Source organism: Mycetocola sp. (assembly GCF_046716805.1).
In the GTDB taxonomy this organism is placed as follows: domain Bacteria; phylum Actinomycetota; class Actinomycetes; order Actinomycetales; family Microbacteriaceae; genus Mycetocola_A.
Window position 1 is genome coordinate 23,920 of record NZ_JBKJWH010000029.1, and the last position, 16,393, is coordinate 40,312.

Sequence of the window (16,393 nt, forward strand, 5' to 3'; positions counted from 1 at the left end):
GGGCAGGCGCGCTAAAAGATCATGGGCCGGTCGTCGTCGTCTTCGGTCGGCAGATCGAGGTCGACGACGACGGGAACATGGTCGCTCGGTGCTTCGCCCTTGCGCTCGTTGCGGTGGATCGAGGCATCCGTCACCAGATTCGCGAAGTCGGGGGAGCCGAGGATGAAGTCGATCCGCATTCCCTCGTTGCGGGGAAAGCGGAGCTGCTTGTATTCCCAGTAGGTGAAGCCCTCCGGCCGGATCGGCCGGACGACATCGGTCAGCCCGATCTCGCCGAACGCCGCGAGGGCGTCACGCTCCGGCTGGGAAATGTGCGTGGAGAGGCCGGGAACGACGCTGGGGTCGCCCATGTCCGCGTCGAACGGGGCGATGTTGAAATCGCCCATCAGTGCGAACGGAACGCCGGGGTTCGCGGCCAGCCAGGCGGCGGCATCCGTTTTCAATCGGCGGAGCCAGTCGAGCTTGTAGATGTAGTGCGGGTCATCGAGGGACCGGCCGTTGGGAACATAGAGGCTCCACAACCGGACGCCGTTGACCGTCGCGCCCATCGCCCGCGCCTCGAGCGGCAGGCCGGGGCCCTCTTCGCCCTTGAGGAAACCGGGCATGTCGGTAAACGCGGTGACGACATCCGTCATCGGGAGGCGGCTGGCGAAGGCGACGCCGTTCCACTGGTTGAGCCCGTGGACGGCCAGTTCGTAGCCGGCCTCCTCGAACAGCTCGCTGGGGAACTGGTCTGGCCTGCATTTGATCTCCTGCATGGCGAGCACGTCGATGTCTTCGCGCACCATCCAGTCGACGGTGCGGCCGACACGGGCTCGGATCGAGTTGACGTTCCAGGTGGCAATGCGCATAAACTCCACGCTATCCGACGTGGACGAGCACGGAGTCTGCGCCAAGATGGGGTCATGGGTTCTCTTTCCGTCGGCTACGCAGCCATGCTGGAGCAGTTCGCGCCGCAGGAAGCGGTCGCGCTCAGCGCCCTTGCCGAGCAGCACGGATTCACCGGCGTGATGGCGACCGATCATTTCCAGCCGTGGGTTCCCCAGCAGGGGCAGTCATCGTTCGTCTGGAGTGTGCTCGGCGCCCTCGGCGAACGGACGACGGGCGATTTCGGGACCGGGGTCACTGCACCGACCTTTCGGTTGCACCCAGCGATCGTCGCGCAGGCATCGGCGACCGTCGCGTCGATGTACCCGGGCAGGCACTGGCTCGGCATCGGTTCAGGCGAGGCCATCAACGAGCACGTCGTCGGCCAGTACTGGCCCGAACCTGCAGAGCGCATCTCCCGGATGTTCGAAGCTGCGGACATCATCAAGAAACTTTTCGCTGCGTCGCTCGCCGGCCGAGACGTCAAGCACAGCGGCCCGCACTTCAAGCTCGAGTCCACCCGGTTGTGGACCATGCCCGAGGCCGCCCCGGAAATCCTCGTCGCGACCGCGGGACCGGTGACCGCCAAGCGGGCCGGGAAACACGTCGACGGACTGATCACCGTCGGTGCGCCGCTCGAGAAAATCGCCATGCTGTTCGGGCGGTTCGCCGAGGGGGCGCGCGAGTCCGGCCGGGATGCGTCCTCCATGCCGAAGGTGCTCCAGCTGCACCTGTCGTGGGCGCCGACCGACGAGGAAGCTCTGCAGAACGCACTGACCGAATGGCCTAACGGTGCGATGAGGTTCCCGAAGGCCGACATCCGTTCGCCGTTCGAGTTCGAGCAGATGGCGAAGATGGTGCGTGCGGAGGACTTCGACGGCCGCATGGTCGTCTCATCCGACCCGGACGTGCACCGGGCCCACATCCAGCGGTTCGCGGACCTCGGCTTCGACCGGATCTATCTCCACAACGTCGGGCGAAACCAACGCGAGTGGATCGAAACCTTCGGCCGCGACGTCCTGCCGAAACTGGTGCGCTGAGAATGCTGAGCATGTGGGCACCGGATGGCATCGGTGAGATCGAGGCGGGCGACGACCTGACCCGAATCGTGGCGGATGCCGTCGGCAGCGACCTCAAGGACGGCGACATCCTGCTCGTCACGTCCAAGATCGTGTCGAAGGCGGAGGGCAGGCGCGTCCTCGCCGCCGACCGGGAGCAGGCCATCACCGACGAGACCGTGCGTGTGGTGGCTCGCCGGGAGCATCCGAACGGTGTGACCAGGATCGTCGAGAACAGGCTCGGCCTCGTGATGGCGGCCGCCGGGGTGGACTCGAGCAACACCCCGGACGGCACCGTGCTCCTCCTGCCCGTCGACCCTGACGCCTCCGCGCGTGCGCTGCGGGCCGGGTTGCGCTCCCGACTCGGGATCTCGGTCGGAGTCGTCATCACCGACACCGTCGGCCGGCCGTGGCGTGAGGGCCAGACCGACATCGCGATCGGGGCCGCCGGCATCCGTGTCGTCGACGACCTGCGCGGGCAAACGGATGCGTCCGGGCGCCCGCTCACCGTCACCGTCGCTGCCGTTGCCGATGAGCTTGCCGGGGCAGCCGACCTGGTCAAGGGTAAATCCTCGGGGCGGCCGGTCGCCGTCGTTCGCGGGCTCGCGCATCTCCTCACCGAGGAGGACGGCCCAGGAGCGCGAGCGCTCGTGCGCGTGGCCGAGAAGGACATGTTCCGGCTGGGCTCGGATGAGGCGTACGCCGCAGGCTTTGAGGCCGGTCGCGCAGCCTCCGACTGACGGGTGCTCAGGTGGTGTCGATCGCGATCAGCGGCCGTCCCGTGCGCGGGTGCTCGAGCACGTCGGCGCGCACACCGTAGACCTCACTGATCAGCTCGCCGGTGAGAACGGATGCCGTCGGCCCGGCCGCGACGACCCTCCCTTCGCTCAGCACGATCACGGTGTCGGCGTAGGCGGCGGCGATGTTCAGATCGTGCAGGGCGGCGACCGCGGTGATACCGGCGGCGGTCTGCGCCCGGACGAGCGACAGCAGGCTCAACTGGGCGCGCACGTCGAGGTGGTTGGTCGGTTCGTCGAGGAGAAGCAACCGTGGCTGCTGGGCGAGCGCCCTGGCGAGGTGCACCCGCTGCCGTTCACCGCCGGAAAGCGTGTCGAATGGGCGGTCGGTGAAGGCGGACATCCCGACAGCGGAGAGCGCGTCGGCGACGACCTGGCGGTCGGCCGGGCCCTCGCTCGCCCACCGGCCGATGTGCGGGGTGCGGCCGAGCAGAACGACGTCGACGACGCGCAAGCCGGTGTCGCCGTCGCCGTGCTGCTCGCTGAGCGCCACGATCCGGGCCCGGTCGCGCCGGCGAAGCGCCAGGAGGTCGGCACCGTCGAAGAGCACAGCGCCTGCGTCGATGGGCAGGGTGCCGACGAGCAGCTGGAGCAGCGTCGACTTGCCTGCGCCGTTCGGGCCGATCACCGCGCCGAACGAGCCCACCGGCAGGTCCACGTCGACTCCGTCGATCACGAGCCGCCCGTCGCGGGAGAACGTCAGCCGGCTGGCCGTGAGGGCGGGCGGCCGGGCTGTGGAGAGCGCATCACCGAGGCCGTGCGCAGGATCGGTTCTCGTCATCGGATCCTCCTCGCCCTCAGCAGCAGCAGAGCAAAGACGGGTGCGCCGACGACGGCGGTGAGGATGCCGACAGGCAGCTCCCGGGGGTCGAACAGGGTCCTCGCGCCGGTGTCGATCCAGATCAGGAAGATGGCTCCGGCCAGCGCCGAGAGCGGCAGCACCACCCGGTTCCGCTGACCGGCCATGAGGCGGACCGCGTGCGGCAGGATCAACCCCACGAAACCGATCGAGCCGGACACCGCGACCATCGCCCCGGTGAGCAGAGCCGTCGCGGTGAGCAGCAGCCAGCGGGTGGAGTTCACGCCGATGCCGAGGGCGGACGCCGCATTGTCGCCGAACGCGAAAGCGTCGAGAGTGCGCCCGGTCATCATGAGCGGTACTCCGACGATCACGAGCGCGCCGATACCGATCGCCACGGCGGGCCAGCCCGCACCGCTGAGCGAACCGAGCAGCCAGCTGAGGATCTCGCGGTAGGTGTCGCCGGTCGCCGACCAGAAGATCACGAGGCTGGTGACTGCCCCGAAGAACGACGACACGGCGAGGCCGGCGAGGACGGTTCGAGTGGGCGTCAGCGTTCCTGCCGCCCCCGCCAGGAGGAGCGTGGCGAGCAGCGCGGCGAGAGCGCCGGCGAAGGCAGCGACCGGAAGCAGCAGGCCGAAGCCGAGCAGGATCACAGCGACAGCGCCGAGGGATGCCCCGGACGACAAGCCGAGGAGATACGGGTCGGCGAGCGGGTTGCGGGTGATCGCCTGCATCACCGTGCCGGAGAGGGCGAGGCCGGCGCCCACCGCCGCGGCGGTGAGGATCCGCGGCATCCGGAGTTCCCAGACGATTCCGTCGCGGAGCGGGGACAGGACTTCGCCGCCGACAGACGTCGGGTCGAGGCCGAGGTGGCCGAGGATCGACCCCCACACTTCGGCCGGCCGGATGTCGGCGGGTCCGAGAGTCACGGAGAAGACGATCGAGAGCAGCAGGATTGCGGAGAGGATGACGACCCAGGCGCTCGTCGTAACGCGTCGGCGCACCCGACCGGCGGGCTCTGCCGGGCGGGCGCTCGTCGCGATCGTTGCTGACACTATCCCAGCGACTCCAGTTGTTCGGCGATCGTGGCGGCGGCTTCGACGTTGCGGACCCCTGCCTCGGTTGCAGCGAACGGCACCGTGACGAAACGTTCGTTCACGACGGCGTCCAGCTTCGCGGTCGCCGGGTTCGACTGCAGCATGCCGATCTTCTTCTCGGCAGTGCCCCAGTCGGAGACCACGAGGATGATCACGTCAGGGTTGGCATCGACGACCGATTCCCAGGCGAACGGAGTCCACGAGTCGTCGACCTCGGCGGCGATGTTCGAGACGCCGATGGCATCCATGATCATCTGCGGTGCGCCGCTGCCGGCGCCGACGTAGGGGATGTCCGACCCGCTGGAGTACCACAGGGCGCTGATGTCGGAGACGGGGGTGAGGTTCTCCAGAGCGGTGCGCTGCTCTTCGATGAGTTCGGATGCCGCATCCGTGACGTCGAAGATGGCTCCGATCTCGGCGATCTGGTCGAAGACGTCGTCGAACCGGAGTTTGTCCGGCTTCCCGATCTCCTTGCACGCCGCAGGGGAGACGTAGGTGTCCACGCCGAGGCCGGAAAGGGTGGCGCGGTCACCGGCGCCGTCGGCGGAGAAGTTCGACTCCCAGCCCGCGAAGATGAAGTCGGGTTCGAGAGTGAGCACCGCCTCCTGGCCTGGCACCTTGTCGCTGATCACGGGCACATCCGCGCCGCCGAGCTCCTTCGGGATGGGGCCGTCTGGGAATGCCTGGCCGATCAACCGGTCCTCGAGGCCGAGCGCAAGCAGCATCTCGGTGGACGTCGATTTGATCGTCAGCACCCGCTCGGGCGGTTCCTCGAGGGTGACCTCTGTGCCGCAGTTCTCCAGAGTCAGCGGATACGCGGATGCCGCGGGTGCCGCCGATGGGGACGGCGCAGCGGCGGGATCCGCCGATCCGGAGCAACCGGTGAGCGACAGGAGGGCGGTGAGGCCGAGCGCGGGAGCCGCTCGGCGAGAGCTTGCAGAAATACGGAAGGCGGATGCCATGAGACCTCGGAGGTCGTAGAAGCGGGCAGGGTGCAGCACGATGTGCGGTGCGACCCGCCGCCCAAATCCGGGCCGGCTCAACCGGTCAAAGCCAACCGGTGGTCTTTGTTCACAATACGCCTGTCCTGTTTCGGGGAGGTAACCTCGTCAGCAAAGTGTGCCGACGCCGTCAGGACAGGATGTCCTTCGTCGCAAAACGGCTGTAGGCGAGCGCACCGAAGACGAGGATGTAGCAGCCCTGCAGCAGGGCGTTGTCGCCGAACGCGCTCACATCCATCGGCTGGCTGAGCAGCCCGGCGAATCCCAGCCAGTGGTGGGTGAACAGCCACGGATGCAGCCATGACAGCTGCGGCAGCACCCCGAGGATCTGGGAGATCACCGACACGACCACCGTTGCCGCCATCGCCCCGACCGGCACGGAGGTGAGTGTGGAGATGAACAGGCCGATCGCGCACAGCCCGAGCAGTGAGACGCTCACGTAACACGCCACGAGCACGGATCGCCATGCCGACTCGGGCACGCTGATCACGTCGCCCGACAGCAGCGTCACGGGCCCGATCGGGAACAGCAGTGCGCCGATGATCGCCCCGGCAACGATCAGAGTCAGGGTCGCCACGAGGCAGAATGCGGCGGCGCCGGCGTACTTGACGAGCAGCAGGCGGATGCGACCGGCCGGCGAGACGAGAAGGTACCGGAGAGTCCCCAGCGAGGCCTCACCGGCAATCGTGTCTCCGGCGACGACGCCGATCGTCAGCGGCAGGAACAGCGGGATCGCCACAACCGTGGCGGTGAACCCGACGAACAGTCCGTTCTGGGTGACCCGATCGAGGAACGGCGGCCCCTCCCCGGGTCCGACCGTTTCGGAGGACAACCGCAACGCAACGGCGAGCAGGATGGGGATGAGGGCAACGGCCGCGAGCATCGCCCAGGTCCGCCAGCGGCGAAACAGCACGGTCAGCTCGGAACCGAGCAGGTCCAACCCAGACGACGGCCGCCGTGTCTCGGCCTCAGCGGACGACATCGAAACCCTCCCCGGTGAGTGCGACGAACCGGTCTTCCAAACTCGGTTCCTCGACGGCGAAGCCACGCACGCGCACTCCGGCGCGCACGAGCGCCGGGAGGATGGCGTCGATGTCGACCCGCCCGTTGGTGCTCCCGGGCTCATCCGGGACGGGAAGTAGAGCCGAGACCTCTGCTGTGGCCCGTACCGTCTCGAGCGACGTCGGGGTGAGGCCGAACCGGGCGAGAACGGATGCTGCGGCGCCCGGGTCCGGGGTAGTGATGCGGACGGAGCTTTGCCCAGCGCCGCGGAGCTGGGCGAGCGGCCCCTGCGCGACGAGCGCCCCGGCACTCATGATCGCGGCATGCGTGCAGATCTGTTCGACCTCGGCCAGGAGGTGGCTGGAGACGAAAACGGTGGTGCCTTCGGCGGCGAACGACCGCACCAGGCTGCGTACCTCCCGTGTTCCCTGCGGGTCGAGCCCGTTCGTCGGCTCGTCGAGCACGAGCAGCTCCCGCGGCTGGAGCAGCGCATTCGCGATCCCGAGTCTCTGCTTCATGCCCAGGGAGTACGCCCCCGCCTTCTTCGCGGCGGCAGCGGTCAGCCCGACGCGATCCAGGGCGGATGCCACCCGGGCGCGCCGTGTCGCGGATGATGCGTGGCGGTCGGCGCTGTCGAAGCGGCGGAGATTCGCCTCCCCGGAAAGGAACGGATAGAACGCCGGTCCCTCGACCAGCGCGCCGACCCGGGGGAGGACCTCCCGGAGCCGGTTCGGCATCTGTTCGCCCAGCACGCGCACGTCGCCGCTCGTCGCCTGCACAAGCCCCAGCATCATCCGGATACTGGTGGTCTTGCCCGATCCGTTCGGTCCGAGGAATCCGAACACCGATCCACGCGGAACGGCAAGGTCGATCGAATCCACGGCTCTCTGCGAACCGAACACCTTCGTCAGCGCCCGGCTCTCGATCGCGAGGCTGCCGTCGTCAGGCCCCGACGTCACTGGGCGGTCTTCTCGCGGCGTGCCGTCACGTCGCGTCAGCCGGCTGCAGCCTGAAGGCGGTCGAGCGGAACCGAACCGGCCAGCACGCGACCGTCGTCGGTGAAGAAAACGGTGACCAGTGCGGTGGAGAACACCCGGCCGCCGTCGACGTCGGTGGTCATTTCGGCGAAGAGCGGGTTCTCGAAAAGCTCGGCAACTGCGGGTGCCGCCGGAACTTCCACGATCGCGTCCCATCCGGCTCCGGTCACAACCGGCTCGCCGATTCCGAGGTCGGGGTGAGACATGCCTGGCGGGGGTCCGGTCGGAAGCGGTATCTCCTGGACGGTGACGCCGTCGCCCGGGGCGAATTCGAAGAGGTCGGCTGCCGGCTCGCTGAAGTCGATGGCGGTGAATCCGATTTGGACGGCTGGATCCTCCTGCCCGGATGCAGCGACCGACACCTGGAGCGGCAGCCCTGTCTCCGAGTCGACCGAAATCGACACGGACTCGGCGAGGGTTCCAGAAGCCTTGGGCGTGAGCAACAGCTCGTACACCGTGCGACCGGCGACTTTCGAATCGGTGCCGACCGCGAAGTCCGTGCTGCCGCCGAGCTTGTCCAGGAGGCGGTCCGCGATCTGCGCCGGTGTGGCGAGGTCGGCTGCGTCCTCGAGTTCCTCACTCAGTTCGGCTTTCGCTTCCGGTGGAATGGCCAGGTGGGAAGCGACGTTGGTCTCGGAGTCGTAGAACCAGGCATCCGTTCCGTTGCTCACCGCTTTACGTTCGGCGAGGCGATCCTTCACCTGCACGCGCAGGGAGAACGGTCCTGACACGAAGACCCGCGCTTCGTGCGTGCCGCTCAGCAGCTCAAGGCCAGAGGCAAGCGCCCCCGCTGCGCCGTGCCCCGCCATGCCATCCATGCCTCCAGGCACAGACTCCGACATGCCGGACAAGCCCGTGCTGAGGCCCTCAGGAAGACCGAGGTTCGCGCTCTTCTCAACGGTTCCCGAGAACGAATCCTCGGTGCTCTCCGCGATGAGCTGCAGAACTTCGTTCGCGGTTTTGTCCGGCAGGTCGACGGCCGCTCCCGCCTGAAGGGGAACAGACACGACGCCGACCGCAATGAGGGCAGGAACGACCACGGCTGGAAGCCACTTGAACGATTTTCGCGACACGATGCCCATCCTTCGTCGGACCACTGCTGTGCGGGAAGTGTACGCCGCTCAACTGCGATTAAGCAGGATTCCGCCGAACTCAGAGCGCATCGCCGGTGAGGTTGCAAGCGGATAACGAGACGATGCCGTGCTTGCAGCGCACCCCTCGTCCCCAGTATCGTTTTCCCACCTGAAAAATTAGTGACCGAATGGTCAGTTAGCGCTTCGGGGCCCAATCAAGGAGATTCCAATGAAGAAGTCTCGCCGTCGGTTCCTCGTACCCCTTGCACTGGTCAGCGCCGTCGCTTTTGCAGGCTGTAACAGCTCCAACCTGGGCGGCGGTGGCGGAGGTACCGCGGGTGGCGAAGAGGAGAGCGGCCCGATCATCATCGGAGCCGTGCTCGACATCACCGGGGTCGGAGCCAACCTCGGCGTTCCAGAGCAGAACACGCTGACCATGCTGGCCGACAAGCTCAACGCCGACGGCGGCATCGACGGCCGTGAAGTCGAACTGATCATCGAGGACAACCAGTCGACAGAGGATGGTGCGGCGAAGGCCACGACCCAACTCATCGAAAGCGACAAGGTCGATCTCATCATCGGCGCCTCCCGCACCGGCCCGAGCATTGCGATGCGGCCGATCGTCGAATCAGCGAAGATCCCGACGATCTCCATCGCCGCCAACGCGGCGATCGTCGAGGGCTCCGACTGGGTGTTCAAGACCGCCCAGAACGACGTCGTCGTGCTCGAGCGGATCCTCGACGACGCAGAGGAGAAGGGGTACACCACCATCGACCTCGTGCGGGATGCCACCGGTTTCGGTGAGGGAATCGCCGAGATCATCACCGAGCTGGGCGCCGAACGCGGCATCACCCTCGGAGCGACCGAAGCGTTCGAACCCAGTGCCACCGACTTCACCCCGCAGATGACCAACATCCGCGCCACGGACTCCGACGCCGTGATCATCTGGGGAATCACCCCCTCTGCCGGACTCGCGCAAAAGGCTTTCGTCGAACTCGGTGTCGACAAGCCGGTCTACCAGTCGCACGGAGTCGCCAACCAGGCCTTCTTCGATGCCGCGGGTGACACCGCGACCGGCGCGATCGCGCCCATGGGCCGGCTCCTCGTCGTCGACCAGCTCCCGGAGGACGACCCGCAGCGAGAGGTCATCGAAGAGTTCAAGACGGCATACGAGGACGAATTCGGCGAAGCGCCCTCGTCCTTCGCCGGTCACGCCTATGACGCCTGGATGGTCGCCATCAACGCCATCACCGAGGTCGGAACGGATGCTGAGAAGCTTCGGGACCAGATTGAGAAGACCTCAGACCTGGTCGGTATCTCGGGCATCTTCACCATGACGCCGGACAACCACTCCGGCCTCGATGCCTCCGCGCTCATCCTCGCGGAAGCGAAGGACGGCCGCTGGAACCTGTACAAGGAGTAGCGGCGCATGACCGATTTCCTGCAGCTCACGCTCGCCGGGCTGTCGCAGGGATCTGTGTACGCTCTTCTCGCCGTCGGCCTCATCGCGGTGTACACCGTTCGCCATGTGATCAACATCGCCCAGGGTGACTACGCGATGCTTGCCGGCCTCGGCGCCATCTGGATGACCGCTGCCGGGATGCCGCTGATGGTCGCGATCCTCATCGCAATCCTCAGCGTCGCCCTGGTCTCCGTCGCCGTCGACCGACTCATCCTCGCGCGGGTGAAGAACCTGACCACCCTCGTGTCGATCATCCTGACCCTCGGGGTGTCCACGCTCCTGCAGGCGATCATGCTTCTGGTGTGGGGACCTGAAGCTCGAGGCCTCGCCAAGTTCCCCGGCGACAATTTCTCTCTCGGCGGGGTGAGCATCCGCTCCCAGGACCTGTGGATGCTCGGTGCCCTCGTCGTCGTCGGCGGAGCGATCCTGCTCTTCTACGAGAAGACCCGCTGGGGTAAGGCGTTGCGAGCCTGCGCCGAGCAGCCCGTCGCCGCACGGATCGTGGGCATCTCGCCGGTGATGGCCGCGGTGATCGCCTTCGCCATCGCCGGTATCGCTGGCGCCGTCGCCGGTGTCGTGTCATCGCCTGTTGCCCTGTCGATCTGGTCCGGGGGTCTGCTGCTCGGTTTGAAGGGCTTCGTTGCTGCCGTACTCGGTGGGTTGTCCTCCTTCCGGGCCGCGATTCTCGGCGCCCTGCTCCTCGGCATGCTCGAGGCGTACGTCTCCGCGTACATCGCCTCAGGGCTGCGTGATGCCGTCGCTTTCTTCATCCTGATCCTCGTGCTCATCATCCGTCCGGCAGGGCTGCTGATTCGCTCCGTTCCCGTAAGGGTGTAACCCATGGCGCTTCCCACCGAAACGAACTTCGTCAGCGACGCGCATCTCACCGGCGGATTCTGGACACGGAACCGGGGAACGATCCTGGGCATCGCTGCACTGATCGTCGTCATCGTGATCATCCCGTTCACCGTGTCGTCGTCGCTCATGAACGTCGCGGTGTTCGCGATGATCTTCGCTCTCCCGGCGATCGGGCTGAGCCTGCTGATGGGACTCGCCGGTCAGGTCAGCCTCGGCCAGGCCGCGTTCTTCGCGATCGGCGCGTACACGCACGCCATCCTCCTGACCAAATTCAACCTGCCCGGCCCGGTCGCTGCGGTCATCGGTGTCGGCGGGGCGATGCTCGTCGCCCTCCTCGTCGGTCTTCCGCTGATGCGCCTCCGCGGCCACTATCTCGCCCTCGCCACGCTCGGGCTCGGGTTCATCGTGACGATCGCCGTTCGCGAGTGGGATTTCACCGGCCGCACGACAGGCATCTACGGCATCCCGCGCCCCGAAGTGTTCGGCATCGCGATCAGCAACAACGGCTACTTCTTCTGGTTCGTCGCCCCGTTCGTGCTCATCGGACTCGTGCTCGCCGTGAACCTCACGCACAGCAGGGCGGGGCGTGCGCTCTCCGCCGTCAACGATTCCGAACTCGCCGCCGAATCCCTGGGCGTGAACACCTACGCCCTCCGGCTCAAGGTCTTCGTGCTCTCGGCCGGGTTCGCGGGGCTCGGCGGAGTGTTCTACGCATACCAGGTCGGCATCGTGAGCCCGCAGGTGTCGGAGTTCCACCTCTCCGTCGAGCTGCTCCTGATGGTGGTCATCGGCGGACTCGCCTCTGTCTGGGGTGCGCTCGCCGGAGCGGTGCTCATCGAGTTGCTCGGCGAGGGCCTGCGCGACCTCATCCCGGTGCTGATTCCAGGCGCCACCGGCGAGGTGCAGCTCGTCGGCTTCGGCCTCGTGCTCATCCTCGTGATCCTGGTCCTCCCCGGGGGACTGCATCAGGTCGTCGTCACCCTGTACGGCGCTCTTCGCCGGCGGCTGGGGCGCCGAAGGACTCCGTCGTCGCTGACCGCCGAGACCGATACTGCGGAGGGAACAGCAGCGTCCGAGGACGAGCCGACCGCCACCCTCCCCCGGGTCAGTGCGCCGCTCGCCCGAGGGGAGACGATCCTCGAGGTGACCGGCCTCACCAAACGCTACGGCGGCGTCGTCGCCCTCGACGACGTGAACCTCACCGTGCCTGCCGGGCAAATCCTCGGCCTGATCGGCCCGAACGGCGCGGGCAAGACCACCTGCTTCAACATCATCTCCGGCGCGCTCAGTCCCACCTCAGGCACGGTGACGTTCCTCGGGCAGCAGATCGCCGGAAAGAAACCCCACGTCTCCGCGATCCGTGGTCTGACGCGCACCTTCCAGAACCTCCAGGTCTTCACCTCGACGGATGTCGTCGGCAACGTCTACATGGGGCGTTACAGGCTCGGCCGCGCCGGCATCCTCCGCGGCATGCTCGGGTTGCAGGGGGCGGAACAGGACGCGAACCGGCGCACCGCCCACGACATCCTCGCCTCGATGCGGTTGTCGGATGCCGCGGACGTCGCCGCCGGGTCGCTGCCGTTCGGCCGGCAGCGGATGATGGAAGTCTGCCGGGCACTCGCCTCCGAACCGGCTGTGCTGCTCCTCGACGAACCGATGGCCGGGCTCAGCGGGCAGGAACGCGACATGCTGGCCGATCTCCTCCGAGCGCTGCGGGACGCCGGGCTGACCATCGTGCTCGTCGAGCACGACGTCGGCCAGGTGATGTCGCTCGCCGACTCGGTCGCTGTGCTCGACGACGGTGTCCTCATCGCCCACGGCGAACCGGAGGTCGTTCGCAACGACCCGGCGGTCATGGTGGCGTACCTCGGCACCGACGTGCAGGAAGCGGAATCCGAACTCGAGGAGCTCGTATGACACTCGCGGTGGCGAACCTGAACGCGGGCTACGGCCAGCTGGCCGTGCTGCACGACGTGTCGCTGAGCGTGGCGAACGGTGAGATCCTCGCCGTCGTCGGCTCCAACGGTGCAGGCAAGACGACGCTGCTGCGTGCGGTCAGCGGCCTGATCCGGCCGAGCGCCGGGGAGGTCCGCATCGATGACCGGGTGATCACCGGCCGTGCCGCGGAACGGATGGCCGGCTTCGGACTCACCCACGTGCCCGAGAACCGATTGTGTTTTCCGACTCTCTCGGTGAAGGACAACCTCATGCTCGGCGCCTGGTCGAGAGGCGGCAAGGGTGACCTCGACGCCGTGCTCGAACTGTTCCCCCGCCTCAAGACACGACTCGCGCAGGACGCTGGAACCCTGTCCGGCGGAGAGCAGCAGATGGTGGCGATCGGACGGGGCCTGATGGCATCCCCGACGGTCATCATGCTCGACGAGCCCTCGATCGGCCTCGCACCCAAGGTGGTCAGCGAGATCATGGCGGTGCTCGCCCGGCTCAAGGTCGAGAAGAAGATGGCGGTGCTGCTGGTCGAGCAGAACGTCCGTGCCTCGTTCGGGATCGCCGACCGGGCGGTGGTCATGCAGCGGGGTCGTGTCGTGCTCGAAGGCACTCCCGGTGAACTGGTTGAGCTGCCCGAGGTGCGGAGCGCGTACCTGGGTGGCGCCGCGGCCTGACGCGTGAAAGGCTACAGCGACACGCGACACTAGCGAGCCGGAACTGGCACTCTCCGCCACTGCACCGAGTGCACGATGATGAGCGCGAGCAACACCACCTCGAGCACGCTGCCGAAGATGAAGTAGCCCCATTCGCCGATCGCGGCGCCGATGATGGTGATGCTGTAGAGCGTAGGAAGCGCGATGTTCGCGAGCCTGTTGGCCCGGTGTGGCAGCACCAGGCTGAGGTAGATCATCGCGGCGGGCACCGCGACGTAGACGGTGACGAGGAGCAGGAAGATTTGATCGACCTCGAACAGCGCGATGGTGCCCTGCTCGAGTCCGGCGCGCACGTCCGGGCGGTAGAGGGAGAACAGGTCGACGTAGGCGAAGACGAGCATTATGGCGACCCACAGTGCGGCGATCCTCAGGCGCACGTCGATCCGGGGTAGGCGGACGGTGGCGTCGGGCGCCGCGCCGACGTCGGTGGCGATCGGGCGAGTTGTGGACATGGTGGACCTCTCGGTTCGTGATATGCGAGACTTACGGTTGTAAGGGCCGATCACCAGCGTAGCCTTACAAGCGTAAGTGCGCAAGGATGGGAAAATGACACCGCGCACACCACTGAGCAGGGAGCGGATCATCGCCGCCGCCGCCGCCGTCGCCGACCGCGCTGGTGTCGCGGCCGTGAGCATGCGCAGTGTGGCGAAGGTACTCGGCGTCGAGGCGATGTCGCTCTATCATCACGTTTCAAGCAAGGAGGCACTGCTCGACGACCTCGCCGACTGGGTGTTCGAGAGAATCGAGTTGCCCAAGGTCGGCGATACCTGGCGGGAGGCGCTGACCGGCCGGGCACGGTCGGCACGGTCGGTGCTCACCGCTCATCCGTGGGCGCTCGGGATGATGGTGCGCGCCAACCCCGGCCCAGCGCTGCTGCGGCACCACGACCGGCTGATCGGCGTGCTGCTGACCGAGGGCTTCAGCGCCGCGCTCGCAACGCACGCGTTCTCGGCGATCGACGCCTACGTGTACGGGTTCGCGCTGACCGAGGCGAGCCTGCCGTTCGAACCTGGGGACGGCGCCGAGGAGGCATTCGCCGTCAAGGTCGCGGCGTCGGCGGAGCTGTATCCGCACATTGCGCGCTCGCGCGCCGAGCTGCTGGGCGGTGGCGGTTACGCGTTCGCGGACGAGTTCGACTACGGGTTGGAGCTGCTGCTGGAGGGCTTGGAGCGTCGGGTCGCCGACGAGGGCCCCGGGCTACGCGAGCGTTAGCGCATCCGCCGCAGCCTGACCCAACCGCGAGTTGCTGGGTTTGAGGTGGTGGTCTGCCGGGCAGAGTCATATGGTCGACGCAATGCTCTGATTGATCGGAGTACTGATGTCGAGGTTGAATTGTGGCAATCGTTTCGGGCAGGAGACGCGTGATGCGTTCGTTGATCTGGTGTTCGGCGGCGCGAATCTGGGAGAGGCTGCGGCCGGGGTGGGCGCGTCGCGTCGGACCGCGACGGCCTGGTGGGCCCAGTCTGGGGCGATGGAACTCACATCAGGGCGGGGCGGTGGCGGGCTGCTGGACGCCGCGACGGACGAAGAACTGGACGCTGTGGAAGGGGGCCGGTATTTGACCTTCGCGGATCGTCTGACGATTCAGGTCGGGCTTCGGGCGGGGTGGAGTAACGCCCGGATCGCCCGCGAAATCGGCCGGCATCCCTCGTCGGTGGGACGTGAAATCTCGCGGCATCGCAGCCTGGACGGGCTCTATTACGCGAATCGGGCCCATAACAGGGCGCGGATCGAAAGGCGCCGTCCGAAGATCCCGATCCTGATGCAGCATCCGGAGCTGGCATGGTTCATTGAGGATGCGATGGACGAGGGTTGGTCACCGAAGCTGATCTCGACGGCGTTGGCACTGTGGTTCCCGGATGATAGGACCATGAACATCAGCCACGAGACGATCTACCGGGCGTTGTATGTCCAAACCCGCGGAACGCTACGCGCTGACCTGGCGAAACAGCTCTCCACCAGCCGGAAGGCGCGGGTTCCGCAGGGTTCGACGAGGTCGTCGAGTCCGTATAAGGACGCGTTCCGGATCAGTGAACGCCCGGCTGAGGTTGAGGATCGGGCGGTTCCCGGGCATTGGGAAGGTGATCTGATCATCGGCTCCGGCGGGACCGCAATCGGAACGCTGGTGGAACGCAGCACCCGGTTCGTTCTGCTGCTGCACCTGCCCGGTGATCACACCGCGGACACTGTTGCGACGTCGATGATCGCGGCGATGAAGGAACTGCCGGTCGATCTGCGCCGCAGCATCACCTGGGATCGCGGCAGCGAGCTCGCCGATTACCGGCGAATCACCGCGGAGCTGAACGCGCCGGTGTTCTTCTGCGACCCGCACTCACCCTGGCAGCGCGGCTCGAACGAGAACACCAACCGGCTGCTGCGGCACTGGTTCGAGAAAGGCTCCGACCTGTCCGTCCACAGCCCCGCCGAGCTGAAGCGAGTGCAGAACGCCCTCAACGCCCGCCCCCGACCCACGCTGGACATGCAAACCCCCACCCAGCGCGTCGCCCAGCTGTTCCAAGAAGCAGCATAAAACCCCAAGTATTGCGTCGACCACTTGACTTAGCCGGCCCGCAACCCCTGCAAATCCGGCAACTCGCGAGAGGATAGAGCTTATGAGTGCGAAGAGTGTCCTGTTTCTCGGCGGTACCGGAGTGATCAGTTCGGCGGCGGTGGCGCTCG

At 66.9% G+C, this 16,393-nt stretch carries 16 protein-coding genes; 8 read left to right on the plus strand and 8 right to left on the minus strand.

Annotated elements, in window-relative coordinates:
- Positions 1-11: 11 nt before the first annotated feature.
- Positions 12-851, minus strand: coding sequence for an exodeoxyribonuclease III (locus tag ACLQ62_RS02345; RefSeq protein WP_411720052.1), 840 nt, complete (start codon positions 849-851; stop codon positions 12-14).
- A 54-nt stretch (positions 852-905) separates the two neighbouring features.
- Between ACLQ62_RS02345 and ACLQ62_RS02350 the strand changes: the two genes are divergently transcribed.
- Together ACLQ62_RS02350 and ACLQ62_RS02355 are read left to right on the plus strand one after the other, a co-directional pair.
- Complete coding sequence (locus tag ACLQ62_RS02350) at positions 906-1,907, plus strand: TIGR03557 family F420-dependent LLM class oxidoreductase (RefSeq protein WP_411720053.1); 1,002 nt, start codon at positions 906-908, stop codon at positions 1,905-1,907.
- Between the two features lie 2 nt (positions 1,908-1,909).
- Positions 1,910-2,665: a coenzyme F420-0:L-glutamate ligase gene (locus ACLQ62_RS02355; protein WP_411720054.1), complete on the plus strand. Its 756-nt coding sequence runs from the start codon at positions 1,910-1,912 to the stop codon at positions 2,663-2,665.
- Positions 2,666-2,672: 7 nt separating this feature from the next.
- On the opposite strand, the gene ACLQ62_RS02360 is transcribed toward ACLQ62_RS02355, so the two are convergent.
- The 6 genes from ACLQ62_RS02360 to ACLQ62_RS02385 all read right to left on the minus strand — a co-directional run bounded on the left by ACLQ62_RS02360 (position 2,673) and on the right by ACLQ62_RS02385 (position 8,734).
- The gene (locus ACLQ62_RS02360) at positions 2,673-3,503 is read right to left on the minus strand and encodes an ABC transporter ATP-binding protein (RefSeq protein WP_411720055.1); all 831 of its coding nucleotides are present in this window, start codon (positions 3,501-3,503) and stop codon (positions 2,673-2,675) included.
- Positions 3,500-4,579, minus strand: coding sequence for a putative F420-0 ABC transporter permease subunit (locus ACLQ62_RS02365; RefSeq protein ID WP_411720056.1), 1,080 nt, complete (start codon positions 4,577-4,579; stop codon positions 3,500-3,502). The genes ACLQ62_RS02360 and ACLQ62_RS02365 overlap by 4 nt, the downstream gene beginning before the upstream one ends.
- A complete protein-coding gene (locus ACLQ62_RS02370; protein WP_411720057.1) occupies positions 4,579-5,622 on the minus strand; it encodes a putative F420-0 ABC transporter substrate-binding protein in 1,044 nt (347 codons plus the stop codon). Before ACLQ62_RS02370 ends, ACLQ62_RS02365 begins: the two co-directional genes overlap by 1 nt.
- A 130-nt stretch (positions 5,623-5,752) precedes the next feature.
- Positions 5,753-6,604 (minus strand): ABC transporter permease, encoded by an 852-nt coding sequence (locus ACLQ62_RS02375; protein ID WP_411720058.1) that lies wholly within the window; start codon positions 6,602-6,604, stop codon positions 5,753-5,755.
- A complete protein-coding gene (locus ACLQ62_RS02380; protein WP_411720059.1) occupies positions 6,591-7,583 on the minus strand; it encodes an ATP-binding cassette domain-containing protein in 993 nt (330 codons plus the stop codon). Before ACLQ62_RS02380 ends, ACLQ62_RS02375 begins: the two co-directional genes overlap by 14 nt.
- Positions 7,584-7,618: 35 nt before the next feature.
- Positions 7,619-8,734, minus strand: a complete 1,116-nt coding sequence (locus ACLQ62_RS02385; RefSeq protein ID WP_411720060.1) for a LolA family protein — start codon at positions 8,732-8,734, stop codon at positions 7,619-7,621.
- Between the two features lie 229 nt (positions 8,735-8,963).
- Between ACLQ62_RS02385 and ACLQ62_RS02390 the strand changes: the two genes are divergently transcribed.
- The 4 genes from ACLQ62_RS02390 to ACLQ62_RS02405 are packed head-to-tail and all read left to right on the plus strand — an operon-like array spanning position 8,964 to position 13,675.
- Complete coding sequence (locus tag ACLQ62_RS02390) at positions 8,964-10,157, plus strand: ABC transporter substrate-binding protein (protein ID WP_411720061.1); 1,194 nt, start codon at positions 8,964-8,966, stop codon at positions 10,155-10,157.
- 6 nt (positions 10,158-10,163) lie between these two features.
- On the plus strand, positions 10,164-11,033 hold the full coding sequence (locus ACLQ62_RS02395; RefSeq protein ID WP_411720062.1) for a branched-chain amino acid ABC transporter permease: 870 nt from the start codon (positions 10,164-10,166) through the stop codon (positions 11,031-11,033).
- Between the two features lie 3 nt (positions 11,034-11,036).
- A complete protein-coding gene (locus ACLQ62_RS02400; RefSeq protein WP_411720063.1) occupies positions 11,037-12,971 on the plus strand; it encodes an ABC transporter permease subunit in 1,935 nt (644 codons plus the stop codon).
- Positions 12,968-13,675 carry an ABC transporter ATP-binding protein gene (locus ACLQ62_RS02405; protein WP_411720064.1) on the plus strand — a complete coding sequence of 236 codons (708 nt, stop codon included), beginning with the start codon at positions 12,968-12,970 and terminating at the stop codon, positions 13,673-13,675. The genes ACLQ62_RS02400 and ACLQ62_RS02405 overlap by 4 nt, the downstream gene beginning before the upstream one ends.
- Before the next feature lie 29 nt (positions 13,676-13,704).
- Here the strand turns inward: ACLQ62_RS02405 and ACLQ62_RS02410 are convergent, their stop codons facing one another.
- Complete coding sequence (locus ACLQ62_RS02410) at positions 13,705-14,166, minus strand: DUF6326 family protein (RefSeq protein ID WP_411720065.1); 462 nt, start codon at positions 14,164-14,166, stop codon at positions 13,705-13,707.
- A 94-nt stretch (positions 14,167-14,260) separates the two neighbouring features.
- Between ACLQ62_RS02410 and ACLQ62_RS02415 the strand changes: the two genes are divergently transcribed.
- Both ACLQ62_RS02415 and ACLQ62_RS02420 read left to right on the plus strand, forming a co-directional pair.
- On the plus strand, positions 14,261-14,926 hold the full coding sequence (locus tag ACLQ62_RS02415; protein ID WP_411720066.1) for a TetR/AcrR family transcriptional regulator C-terminal domain-containing protein: 666 nt from the start codon (positions 14,261-14,263) through the stop codon (positions 14,924-14,926).
- A gap of 115 nt (positions 14,927-15,041) precedes the next feature.
- A complete protein-coding gene (locus tag ACLQ62_RS02420) occupies positions 15,042-16,244 on the plus strand; it encodes an IS30 family transposase (protein ID WP_411720068.1) in 1,203 nt (400 codons plus the stop codon).
- The last annotated feature ends 149 nt before the right edge of the window (positions 16,245-16,393 follow it).

Excerpts from the sequence above, each read along its gene's own strand:
- ACLQ62_RS02345 (WP_411720052.1), bottom strand. The coding sequence starts at position 851 with ATGCGCATTGCCACCTGGAACGTCAACTCGATCCGAGCCCGTGTCGGC.
- ACLQ62_RS02350 (WP_411720053.1), top strand. The coding sequence starts at position 906 with ATGGGTTCTCTTTCCGTCGGCTACGCAGCCATGCTGGAGCAGTTCGCG.
- ACLQ62_RS02355 (WP_411720054.1), top strand. The coding sequence starts at position 1,910 with ATGCTGAGCATGTGGGCACCGGATGGCATCGGTGAGATCGAGGCGGGC.
- ACLQ62_RS02360 (WP_411720055.1), bottom strand. The coding sequence starts at position 3,503 with ATGACGAGAACCGATCCTGCGCACGGCCTCGGTGATGCGCTCTCCACA.
- ACLQ62_RS02375 (WP_411720058.1), bottom strand. The coding sequence starts at position 6,604 with ATGTCGTCCGCTGAGGCCGAGACACGGCGGCCGTCGTCTGGGTTGGAC.
- ACLQ62_RS02390 (WP_411720061.1), top strand. The coding sequence starts at position 8,964 with ATGAAGAAGTCTCGCCGTCGGTTCCTCGTACCCCTTGCACTGGTCAGC.
- ACLQ62_RS02395 (WP_411720062.1), top strand. The coding sequence starts at position 10,164 with ATGACCGATTTCCTGCAGCTCACGCTCGCCGGGCTGTCGCAGGGATCT.
- ACLQ62_RS02400 (WP_411720063.1), top strand. The coding sequence starts at position 11,037 with ATGGCGCTTCCCACCGAAACGAACTTCGTCAGCGACGCGCATCTCACC.
- ACLQ62_RS02405 (WP_411720064.1), top strand. The coding sequence starts at position 12,968 with ATGACACTCGCGGTGGCGAACCTGAACGCGGGCTACGGCCAGCTGGCC.
- ACLQ62_RS02410 (WP_411720065.1), bottom strand. The coding sequence starts at position 14,166 with ATGTCCACAACTCGCCCGATCGCCACCGACGTCGGCGCGGCGCCCGAC.
- ACLQ62_RS02415 (WP_411720066.1), top strand. The coding sequence starts at position 14,261 with ATGACACCGCGCACACCACTGAGCAGGGAGCGGATCATCGCCGCCGCC.